Origin of the sequence: Streptomyces sp. NPDC093085, from assembly GCF_040683935.1 — a bacterium.
Taxonomy (GTDB): Bacteria; Actinomycetota; Actinomycetes; order Streptomycetales; family Streptomycetaceae; genus Streptomyces.
Genome location: NZ_JBFBFB010000005.1, coordinates 93,957 through 104,468 on the forward strand (window position 1 = coordinate 93,957; position 10,512 = coordinate 104,468).

The 10,512-nt window shown below is 71.5% G+C and carries 11 protein-coding genes; 4 read left to right on the plus strand and 7 right to left on the minus strand.

Annotated elements, in window-relative coordinates:
* Window positions 1-175: 175 nt before the first annotated feature.
* Window positions 176-631, minus strand: coding sequence for an ATP-binding protein (locus AB0O07_RS16910; RefSeq protein WP_365633354.1), 456 nt, complete (start codon window positions 629-631; stop codon window positions 176-178).
* A 652-nt stretch (window positions 632-1,283) separates the two neighbouring features.
* Here AB0O07_RS16910 and AB0O07_RS16915 point away from each other — a divergent pair.
* The 3 genes from AB0O07_RS16915 (at window position 1,284) to AB0O07_RS16925 (ending at window position 3,956) form a co-directional block, all read left to right on the plus strand.
* The gene (locus tag AB0O07_RS16915; RefSeq protein WP_365633357.1) at window positions 1,284-2,126 is read left to right on the plus strand and encodes a helix-turn-helix transcriptional regulator; all 843 of its coding nucleotides are present in this window, start codon (window positions 1,284-1,286) and stop codon (window positions 2,124-2,126) included.
* Window positions 2,123-2,329 carry a DUF397 domain-containing protein gene (locus AB0O07_RS16920; protein WP_365633360.1) on the plus strand — a complete coding sequence of 69 codons (207 nt, stop codon included), beginning with the start codon at window positions 2,123-2,125 and terminating at the stop codon, window positions 2,327-2,329. Before AB0O07_RS16915 ends, AB0O07_RS16920 begins: the two co-directional genes overlap by 4 nt.
* Before the next feature lie 274 nt (window positions 2,330-2,603).
* Window positions 2,604-3,956: an MFS transporter gene (locus tag AB0O07_RS16925; protein WP_365633363.1), complete on the plus strand. Its 1,353-nt coding sequence runs from the start codon at window positions 2,604-2,606 to the stop codon at window positions 3,954-3,956.
* Here the strand turns inward: AB0O07_RS16925 and AB0O07_RS16930 are convergent.
* The 5 genes from AB0O07_RS16930 to AB0O07_RS16950 all read right to left on the minus strand — a co-directional run bounded on the left by AB0O07_RS16930 (window position 3,875) and on the right by AB0O07_RS16950 (window position 8,042).
* Window positions 3,875-5,278 (minus strand): TfuA-like protein, encoded by a 1,404-nt coding sequence (locus AB0O07_RS16930; protein WP_365633366.1) that lies wholly within the window; start codon window positions 5,276-5,278, stop codon window positions 3,875-3,877. The two genes, AB0O07_RS16925 and AB0O07_RS16930, sit on opposite strands and share 82 nt — an antisense overlap.
* A complete protein-coding gene (locus AB0O07_RS16935; RefSeq protein ID WP_365633369.1) occupies window positions 5,275-6,441 on the minus strand; it encodes a YcaO-like family protein in 1,167 nt (388 codons plus the stop codon). Before AB0O07_RS16935 ends, AB0O07_RS16930 begins: the two co-directional genes overlap by 4 nt.
* A gap of 102 nt (window positions 6,442-6,543) precedes the next feature.
* Window positions 6,544-6,708 (minus strand): hypothetical protein, encoded by a 165-nt coding sequence (locus tag AB0O07_RS16940; RefSeq protein ID WP_365633372.1) that lies wholly within the window; start codon window positions 6,706-6,708, stop codon window positions 6,544-6,546.
* Between the two features lie 27 nt (window positions 6,709-6,735).
* On the minus strand, window positions 6,736-7,350 hold the full coding sequence (locus AB0O07_RS16945; RefSeq protein ID WP_365633375.1) for a hypothetical protein: 615 nt from the start codon (window positions 7,348-7,350) through the stop codon (window positions 6,736-6,738).
* A 5-nt stretch (window positions 7,351-7,355) separates the two neighbouring features.
* Window positions 7,356-8,042 (minus strand): hypothetical protein, encoded by a 687-nt coding sequence (locus tag AB0O07_RS16950; protein ID WP_365633378.1) that lies wholly within the window; start codon window positions 8,040-8,042, stop codon window positions 7,356-7,358.
* 103 nt (window positions 8,043-8,145) lie between these two features.
* Here AB0O07_RS16950 and AB0O07_RS16955 point away from each other — a divergent pair, with 103 nt between their 5' ends.
* A complete protein-coding gene (locus tag AB0O07_RS16955; protein WP_365633381.1) occupies window positions 8,146-9,396 on the plus strand; it encodes a transcriptional regulator in 1,251 nt (416 codons plus the stop codon).
* 95 nt (window positions 9,397-9,491) lie between these two features.
* Here AB0O07_RS16955 and AB0O07_RS16960 read toward each other — a convergent pair whose 3' ends face one another.
* Window positions 9,492-10,355, minus strand: a complete 864-nt coding sequence (locus AB0O07_RS16960; RefSeq protein WP_365633384.1) for an alpha/beta hydrolase — start codon at window positions 10,353-10,355, stop codon at window positions 9,492-9,494.
* Between the last annotated feature and the right edge of the window lie 157 nt (window positions 10,356-10,512).

Genomic DNA, 10,512 nt, shown 5'->3' on the forward strand with positions numbered 1-10,512 from the left:
CGCCGGGTGAGGCGTTCCGCCGGAAGCGGGCCAGAAACATCGCCCCCGAGACGGCAACAACCCCACGGGCAGCGCCCGGAGCACTCTGCGGCAAGGAATCCCCCCGTACCCCCGTAACACCCTTGCCCCAGGCCCCGCGCCAAAGCCCTGACCAGACGCACAGCACGCCGGTACGTCATGACGCGCCGCCCACTGCGCCACCCGTCGCGTCGCCGATCCCGTCGGGCGCCGCGAGCAGCGCCCACACGACCTTGCCGACCCCGTCACGGTCGCCGACTCCCCACCGCGCGGCCAGCGCCTCCACCAGCAGAAGACCCCTGCCGCCGCACGCGTCCGGATCCGGCACGCACTGCCGCGGGCGTTCGGGCGCGGCGTCATGCACCTCCAGCCGCAGACCACCGGGGACCGGCACAAAGCGCGTCTCGATCTCCCGTCCCGGCGAAACCCTCGCATGCCGCACGGCGTTGGTGAACAGCTCGGACAGGACGAGGAGAGCCGCCTCCTCCAGCGCGCTCAGTCCCCACCCCGCCAAGGTCTTGCGCAACTCCAGCCGCGCCAGTCCGACACAGCTCGCGTGGCGCCTCCACCGCAGCACCACCGCAGGGCCCCCGGGATCCACGGAAGAGCTCACCGGCCGACCTCCCCACCATGAACCGCCCGCACCCCGGCGCCGGCCCCCTGCGAGGCAAGCCACACCTCCCGCAGCCACCACCGACGCCGCCGCTGCTCCGCCCGCTCCCACCGCTCGAACTCACCCCGGTCGCAGGGCAGAAGGAGTGCGTCATGCGGGCCACACGCGGCAGTGCGACAGCCGTGCACGAAGACCACCGCCGGGCGGAACACCACCCGACGCGGCGCAGACGGGACCGGCCGAGGAGGCCCGGCATCCGGAAATAAGCCACGCGCCGGTGACGCGAAGAGACGAACGATAAACTCCACCATGTCGACTGCTCCTTACCAGCGTTGGCCACACCCCCGGACCCGGCCAGGTCGCGGGGGTTTCTCTTGGCCGCACGCCGGGCGACTCGCGCCCCGGGCGCGAATGACCAGGCGTTCGCCAAGCCCACAGGCAGACTCCAGTTGCGCACGATCGCCAACTAACGCTGCCTGCTTGCCCAGAGAGTGGCCTATCCGCACGTAAATCGGCAAGCCCCTAAAGAGTGAATGGCAAGATTGCCAAAATGAAAGATGGCCATTCCAACACCATGCGAGCATGTAGCCACCCATAACCGGGGGCGGAGACACTTGCCCCGGACCAGGACACGAAGGGAGCGGCAGGCCCCATGACGGCACCCACCGTGCGGCGGCGAAGGCTCGGCCTGGAGCTACGACGGCTGCGCGAAAGCGCCAAGTTGACACTCGATGAGGTCGGAGATCGCTCGGGGCTCAGCGCGTCCAAGATTTCCCGTATCGAGAGCGCCACCCGAGGCGCCCGCACAGCGGATGTCGAGCGCCTTCTCGGCGTCTACGAGGTGACTGACAGCGACCTGGCGAAGTTCCTTCTGATCCTGGCCCGGGACGGCGGGAAGCGCGGATGGTGGCAGACCTACGATCTCCCGCAGGTGTACGCCGACCTGATCGGCCTGGAGACCGACGCCTCCTCGGTCAACACCTTCGAGCCGCTCCTCATCCCGGGGCTCCTGCAAACGGCCTCTTACGCCCGCTCCGTCATCGGCGCCATGAGCATGACCGCTACGCCCGAAGAGATCGCACCCCTGGTCGAGGTACGAGTGGCCCGGCAGTCCGCGTTGACCCAGCCCAAGCCCCTGAAACTGCGAGCGATCATCCACGAGGCCGCGCTGATGTCCCGCGCATCCGACCCCGGTGTCATGCGCGACCAGTTGCAGAAACTCCTGGATGTGGCCGTCTATCCACAGGTGTCCATCCAAGTACTGCCGTTGGACGCCGAGTTGCATCCAGGCGGAGGCGGAGGCTTCACCGTGCTCGGCTTCGGCCAGCCCGGACTCGACGTGGTACTGCTGGAACATCTCGACAGCAGCCTCTACATCGAGGAACCGGCAGATGTCGCGCGATACTCGGAGGCGTTCGAGCGACTGACAGCCTCCGCTCTCCCCTTTGACCAGTCGCTGTCCCTCATCGCAAGCAAGAAGGGTGCATCATCGTGACCGCGTTCATCCCCGACGCATCGATAGCGGGCCTCGACTGGCAAAAGTCCAGCTACAGCGGCTCCAACAGCAACTGCGTGGAGACCTCGCCCCTGGAAGCCAGGACCCTGGTCCGGGACAGCAAGTCCCCCGACGGCCCCGCCCTCCCCTTCACGAACCGGGCCTGGACAGCCTTCACCACGGAGGTGAAGCGCTCCGCCTGAACGGTGCGGCGGAGGGCGGGAAACGGGCGCGCAGGGCGCTTCACGCGGCCGCGGTGGCGGCACCGCAGCGGAGTTGCCCAGCGAGCCCCGGCGCCAAGTTGCCTCGGGCGTCCGGCGAGTTCGAACCGCGCCCGCCACTCACCTCGCGGGCCCGCGTCAGCGATATGTCATCAGACCGGCCGGCCGTCGGCCACGGCGCGTCCGCACGACAGGATCGCTGGGGTGCTCTAGAGTCGGGGCGGCTTTCCCGGTGGCGTCCCGCTGCCGGGATTTCGTGTTCTCCGGGCGGAGTTGGATCTTGGGCAAGGCGCGGCCGCACGGCCGGAGTCCGGCGGGCCCCGTTCCCCGTATCAGGTGGGCGGCACGGTTGCGGGAGGCAGGCGCGCCGCTGGCCGTCGGATCGTATCGGCTGCATTTCACCGCTCGCCTGCTCTCCTGGACGGGCTCGGCCGTGGCGCCCATCGGCCTGGCCTTCGCGGTTCTCCAGATCGGTGGCGGCCCCGGCGCGTTGGGCGCCGTTCTCGCGGCGGGCGTCGTACCGCAGATCCTGTTGCTGCTCGTCGGCGGGGTCGTCGCGGACCGGCTGTCCAGGGCCCGGGTCATGGTGTGGTCCAACGTGGTCTGCGCGGGCGCGGAGACGGCGGCGGTGCTCTTGCTCGTCTCGGGTACGGCGCGGGTCTGGCATCTGGTGGCGATGTCGGCCGTCTGCGGCGCGGCGGGGGCCTTCTTCACACCGGCGGCCGGGGGCGTCGTCGTGGAGGTGGTCCCCGCCGAACTCCGGCACGCGGCCAACGCTCTGCTGAAGATCGGCCAGAACACGGTGAAGGTGGCGGGGCCGGCCCTGGGCGGCGTGGTGGTCGCCGTGGCCGGCCCCGGCTGGGCCCTCGGATGGGACGCTCTGACGTTCGCCGCCTCGGCCCTGCTCTTCTCCCGGCTCGGTCTCCCGCCCAGGAACGTGAAGGTCCGGAGCGGGTTCGCCGCCGATCTGCGTGAGGGCTGGGACGATTTCCGCTCCCGCCGCTGGCTGTGGGTGATGGTCTGCCAGGCCGCCGTGATCGTTCCCGTGTGGCTGGCCGGCTACCAGCTCCTCGGTCCGGTGTACGGGCAGCAGGTGCTCGGGGGCGCCGCCCCGTGGGGTGTGGCGGTGTCCGGTTTCACCGCCGGGCTGGTGACCGGGGCGGCGCTCGCCCTGCTGTGGAAGCCACGCCAGGTCGGAGTTGTCGTCTGCGCGGGCACCGGGTCGATGGCAGTGCCGCTGGCGGCGATGGCCTTGGCCGTGCCACTGCCTGTGCTGGTGGTCGCCACAGGGGTGGCGGGCACGGGGCTGGCGGTCAGCATGACCGTGTGGGCCTCGCTGGTGCAGGAGAGGATCCCTGCGGACCGGCTGGGCCGGACCCTGTCCTACTCGACGCTCGGACAGACCTTGCCCGTACCCTTCGGCTATCTCCTCGCCGGTCCCGCCGCCCACATGTTCGGGCTCCGTACGGCCTTGGCGACAGGCGCCCTGATCATCACCGCCGCCGCCGTCGTACCCCTGGCCCTTGCTCAGGTCCGGGGACTCCGTCTCGCGCCGGAGGCGGCCGAGGGCGCAGCCGGATCCGTGTCCGTGGCGCGGGCGGCGAGGTAGAACGCCCGGGCCACCTCGATGGCGCCGGCGAAGTCGCGGAACGCCCGGTCCCGGGCCGCCGCGTCGAGCGCGGACCGGCCGCATCCCTCAGGAAGCCCCCAGCGCCAAGTGAGATGAGCGGCGATGCGGGCAACGCTCAGATGGGCGGTGGTGTGGTGGGGGTCGGCCGCCTCGGCTTCGGCGTTGAGGGCGAACGCGGCGGCCACGGCTTCGGCCGCCGGGGAGACGGAACCGAGCAGGTCGCCCGCTTCGGTCACCGTGGCGGGCCACACCGTCCACGCTCCGTCCAGGCGGGCGGCGCGGACGACAACCCTCACCAGCGCTTCCTCGGGCGGGAGCCGGCTCACCTCCTCCTCGGTGAGCCAGTGGGCGAGCTGGTCGCCGGACAGGCCGCCCACCTCCACACCTGCCGCAGCTACGAACCGCAGGGCGGACCGCCGTACCACCGCGGATCGCATCGGACGGCATACGTTGTCGCCCGCCTCCTGTGCGAGAGCGGCCAGGACCCGTGCCCGCCACCGGTCCGGGAATCCCGGGTCGTACACCTGCTGGTAGTGCAGAAGGGCGAGGAGGCTCACGGGCTGCCCGCGCACCACCGCGCCCGGCCGGAAGGCCGCCTGCCAGTACCGGACGAAGCTGGTCCGCCATGGCTCGCCCGCCCACGCACCAGGGCCGGGCAGCAAGGGCAGGCCGGTGGAGACCAGGGCAAGAGCTCGCTCGGCGTCCTCCCTCTTGACGTCGCAGGAATGCGTACGACGCCAGGCGTCCGCCCGGCGGAATGCGGGCGCCAGCCCCTCCTCGACGGCGAGGCGGCCCAGTGCGGTCCAGGACCGGGCGGTGTAGCGGAGAGAGCGGGCCAGGCCGACGAGTCGGTCCGATTCGGTGACATCGAGCTGTCCTTCACCGGCGGCCCGGGTCAGTGCGGCTCGCAGGTTCACAAGGGCTTCGGTCAGTGGGCGGCCGTCATCGGTGTGGAGCACGGCGACTTCGTCGTCCGCGTCCAGGGCGCCGCTGCGGAAGGCTTCGAAGACGCGGCCGACGCCGACCATTCCGTACGGGGCGAGCTCGGCGGCCCGCAGGGCTCCCATGCTGGCGGCACCCACCACGGTGACGCCGTCGGCCAGCAGCGCCAGGATCTCCTTGTGCCGCACCGGGGCGTTCTGGTGCCAGAGCCCGTCGATGACCAGCACGGTGTCACCGGGGCCGGAGCCGAGCCTCATCAGATCGCCGTGCCGGACCGGGGGATGCGTCACGGCGTCGGGGAGAAGTTCGCGGACCCGTGCGGTGGGCACGGTGGGCCCGGTGAAGACGTGCACGGTCATGCTGCCACCTTCTGGATGGGCCGGGGGATGACGTGCCGGGCGTCGTAGCGCAGAGTCGGGGCCAGCACCTTGACGACGGCGAACTCGCTCCTCTGGTGGACCCCGTGGGTGAGGTCCACCACGAGCGGGGGATGGCCGGTGACGGCCGCGACGCGGGCGGCCAGGTACTCGGCGTCGCCGTCGTCTGTGGCGAACCCATTGGTGTGCTGCGCGACGACCTCCCCCCATCCGGTGCCGGGGCTGGTGGCCGGCCGGGGGCCACGGTGTACGGCATGCCGGTACGCGGCCGGATGGATGTCCTCCCGGCTGCCGGTGATCTGGGTGAGGCGGGATTGAGCGGCCTCGGTGATCGCCCGGGACAGGGCCACGTGCGGGTCCAGGTGGGCGCCGGAGCCGGAGACCAGCAGGGCCGGTTGGTCCTCACGCCACAGGTAGCAGCTCATGACGGGCACCCCGAACCGGTTCGGCAGGTCCCACAGCTCCAGCCAGGCCCCGGCCGCCCGCAACCGGCCGATCAGCGCCCTGCTGCGCTCGTCCTCGATGGTGTCGGGATCGACGAGCCGGCCGTGGCCCCGCCCGCCGGCGAGAGCGCTGATCGTGTCGCGCTCGATCAGCTCGGCCAGAGCGTGGGCGACGGCCTCGGCGCGGGTGTTGCCGGAGGCGAGGCCGTTCGTGGACGCGCTGGGCAGATGGAGCCGCCACCGGCCGTGTGCTTGACGGCCCAGCCGCACGCACGCGGCCGGAACGAGTACACGAGAGCCGCCCGGCGCCGTATGTGCGGTGATCCAGTCCAGGACCGTCCGGCCGGTGACCAGGGATCCGGGGTGGCTCTCCAGGGCGGTCACCGGGTAGGACAGGTCCAAGGCATCGGCCGGGGACCGCACTTCGGCGGTCGGGACGGCCCGCTCACCGTGCCATGCCTCGATCGCTTCCATGGCCCCCGAGACGCGGGCGGCGGCCGGTGTCGCGCCTTTGCCCTGGGCGACGGACAGGGTGCGGGCCAGAGGGCGTACGGCCATGGTCACCGGGATGCCGAGGTCGTCCAGGCCGGTCACGTCGGCGACGCGGGTGATGCCGTACCCCATCAGCAGCGGCCGGATCGCCTCCCACGTCTGATCGGGACGGCGGGTCCGGTGGGTGCCGTCGACATACGCCTTGCACACGGGTTCCTCCCTTCTCGGATGCCGAAGCCCGACCGCCGGGCACCCGGGTCACGCCGGGGTGTGCGACGGCCGGGCGGGTTCGGCTACCGCCTATGGCACCGGTCAGACGGACGGCAGCGGATAGGTGTGGGTGTCGGGGAAGGCGGAGTCGGGCACGGCCGGGTCGCCGCCGGAGTTCTGCGGCATATTGCCCTCGGCGTGCAGCTCGGCCACGAAGTCGGCCGGGTCCACGGCCGGGGGCGTGGCGGAGGGGAACTGCTGGGACATGGTGGTTCCTCCTTGATCAGGACGCTGCTACACCGAAAGGTCGGCGAAGCAGATGGTGATCAGTACCTCGCGCGACGGGGAGTCGAGCGGGATACGCCAGTGAGGGATCCGGCTTCCGTCGAATCCGGTGAGGGCACGGTGGCGGACGAGGAAGGTCTTGCCGCCGCCGGGGTACGGGGTGTCCTTGAGGCGGTCGGCCACCTGCCGGCTGGTCAGCCACCGGAGCCGGGGCAGCCAGCCCATCGGTACGAGGCCGGGGGTCAGACCGCACGAGAAGGTGATCGAGCACTTCCCGTCGTCGCGGTGGACGTGCATGTAGTCACCGGGCTCGTAGAACTTCAGGCCGAAGCGGATCGGGGTCATCCGGACGCGCCCGGTCGCCTCCCCTGCCACCTCTGCCAGACCCTCGCACCTGGCCAACCGGCTGAGCGCTTCTCCGCCGGTGTGCACCCTGCACCGCTGGGGGGACGTGATCGACCCGTCCCGCATCGCCAGCAGGCCCGGCCGTCGGTTGTGGCGGACGACCGCGTACGGCTCGCACCGGGCGGCCTCCTCCGCGATCTCCTCCCAGAGCCCGGGTTCGACCACGTCCAGCGGGACATCCGCCCGGCCTTCCGTCAGCCAGCGCTGACGTGGAGTCATGGCCATCACAGGTCCATGAACGACATGGTCGCCAGCAGGCCCATCGGCAGTGAGAGCGGCCGGCGCCAGTGCGGCACGTGGTATCCGGCGAACGCCCGGACGCTGCCGTCGCCGTACGGGTGGGGCAGGCTGGTGAACCCCTCGCCCTCGGGGAAGATCCCCTGCTCGGTGACGACTTCTCCCAGACGGTCGGGGAAGGCCCCCATCAGATCCCGGGCCCATCCCATCGGGGGCAGGTCCTCGGTCAGCGCGACGGTGACGGTCACGGTGGACTTCACCGAGTCCGTGTGCAGCCCCTGGAAGTCGCCCTCCCGGTAGAGGACGACGGCGCCCCCGCGCGGGATCAGCCGGGGAATACCGGTGGCCTCGCGCAAGGCCATCAGCACGTTCTTGTCGAAGGCCAGAGCCTCCAGCACCGGGCCGGGCGGGATGAAACCGCAGTGGACCGGGGAGGCGAAGCTGCCGTCACGGTGCGCGGCCGTGTGCTCGTGGACGTGGGGCGTGACCAGATCGACCCTGCCGTGCACCTCCTCGGCCAGGGCCTTGAAACGGTCCGGCTCAAGGACACCGGGAACAACCACCGTTCCCGTCTCCTCCCACACGGCACGAGCCGGCAGCCGTTCCTTCAGTGCTTCCGTGTCCACGGTCTCCTCCAGTCGGTGGGTCTGTCCGTCCGGGTGGCGTTCGACCATTGAACTGCTGGGGAACATAAGGAATGAGGGGCCACGAAGGGGTGCGTTTCCCGGCGGGGGGCCACGACGAGGTCTCACCTGACGGCGGCGGAGGGAAAGTGTCATGGTGGCCCCGGACGGCATCGGTGTCTTACTGCGGGCGATCCGCGAAGGCGCCGGACGGACCCGTGAGGAACAGGCACAGGTCGTTCAACAGGCCCAGAACGGCAGATGGTTCGACTGGGAGAACATCAAGCGGTGGGAACTGGAGAAGCGGCTGCCGATCCCGGACTGGCACGCCACGGTCGCCCGTGCGTACGGGGTGAGCGTCGCGGACGTACGACGGGCAGTGGCCGTATCACGACAGCACCGACGCGGCGGGCACAGGGAGAAAGAGGACGTGGAACGACGGAGGTTCTTCGGGGTGGCGGCCGCCGCGGCAGGTGCGACCGCACTGCCTGGCATCGCACAGGCCCGCGAGGGCATCGACGGCGCTCTCACCGGGTCGGGGTCCAGTGATCTGGCCTACCTGGAGTCGGCGTTCGAGCGGCACCGGGGCGGGTACCACGGCCGGGCGCCTGGCGATGTTCTCCGCGAGATGCGGGAGGACCTCGACCTCCTCGGTCAGGTTCTCAACCAGCCCCACCCGGCCGGCGCACGCGCCGACCTCGCCCGTACCACCGCGGGGATCGCCGGTCTCGTCGCCATCGTTCAGCACGATCGCGGAGAAAAGGGGGACGCCTTCCGCTGGTTCGAGACGGCGGAGAAGGCAGCCCGCGAGTCCGGCGACCGAAGGATGACCGCCTGGGTACTGGCACGGCACGCGATGGTGCCGCTGAACTACGGGGCCCCCGAGGCGGCCGTACGCATCGCCGTCCGGGCCCGCCGAGCGGCCGGGCGGGCGCCCACCGCCGCCGGAGCGCTGGCGGCTGCTGTCACCGCACGTTCGCTCGCCGCCATCGGTGACCACCGGGGCGCGAGGACGGCCGTCGCGGACGTGCGGTCCCTGGTGGAACGCCTCGACGGGCACGAAGCGGCCGACACATGGTTCGGCTATCCGGCACAGAAGCATTTCGTCCACCTCTCCCAGGCGTACACCCTCCTCAAGGACACCGACGCCGCCTACGCGGCCCAGGACGACGCGCTCAGCCTCACCGATTCCCCTTCGGTGATGACCCGGGCCCTGATCGCGATGGACACCGCCGCCTGCCTGCGTCTCGACGGTGACCCCGCTGCGGCGGCCCAGATGGCGGCGGACATCTTCGGACGTCTCCCCGCCCCCTTTCGTGACGGCCTGATCCGTTCCCGGGCCGAACTCCTCCGCCACTCCCTCGATGGCCGACCCCGAGACCTCCTCGGGCAGGCCCTCACCTGAGCCTTCGGCCCTGAAGGAGGCAGGAAGGGCCGAGGGCAGCCGGTCGGGAGGCTCAGGGGTTCAGGGGTTCAGGGGGCTCAGGGGGCTCAGGGGGCTCAGGGGGCGAGGACGCCCTCCAGGAAGGGGGTGAGGGCGGCCTGGCAGGGGGCTGGGTGGGTGTAGTGGAGGAGGTGGCCGGCGTCCGGGACTTCCGCGTAGGCGCCCTGGGGGAGGACGCGGACCATTTCCTGGGCCTCCGCGCGGCCCAGGTCGCTGTCCGGGCCCCGGAGCACCAGGGTGGGGCAGGGGACGTGGGCCAGGTCGTCCCAGTGGGCGTCGTGGACCCAGGATTCGCGGGCCCGCAGCATGTGGCGGCGGGAGAAGACCGGGCGCCAGCCGTCCGGGTGTTCGGCCATGACCTCCGCGAAGAAGTCGCCCCGGGCCGGGGCCGGCCGCTCCAGCCAGGGGTCCTGCTCGCCGAACCAGGCGCGGGCCTCGGCGAGCGAGCCGAACGGGACCGGCCAGGCGCGGAACCACTCGCCCCAGTCGCGCTGGGAGGCCGCGCCCGGCGCGGCGGCGCGCATGTCGCAGATGACCAGGGCCCGGACCAGGTCGGGGCGGTGGGCGGCGAGCCGCCAGGCGGTGAGCGCGCCCGTGGAGTGGCCTATGAGGGTGACAGGGGCCAGGGCGAGCTGTTCGATGACGGATTCCGCGTCGGCCGCGTACGCCTCGGGCGTGTACGGGCCCTCGGGGGGCTTCTCGCTGGCGCCGTGGCCCCGCTGGTCGAACGCGACCACCCGGTGCCGGGCGGCGAGGCCGCGCCCCGTCGCGTCCCAGTGCGAGGCGCGCCCCATCAGGCCGTGCAGGAGGAGGATTCCGGGGCCGTCGGGACCGGGGCCGCGCGGGTCCGCGTATGCGCGGGCGGCCAGACGTATGCCGTCCGCCCCCGTCACCTCGGTCTCCTCGACGCGCCGCACCATGACCCCAGAGTATCGAACTCTTATTCGAACATGGGGGTGTGGCGAGTGACATCGCTCGTACGAGTGATGTCACTCCGGGGTTGCCGGGGCGCTCCCTGGGGAGATTCCCTGCACCGGCTCAGGCGGTATCCCGGGACGGGCAGCGGGCGACCCAGGC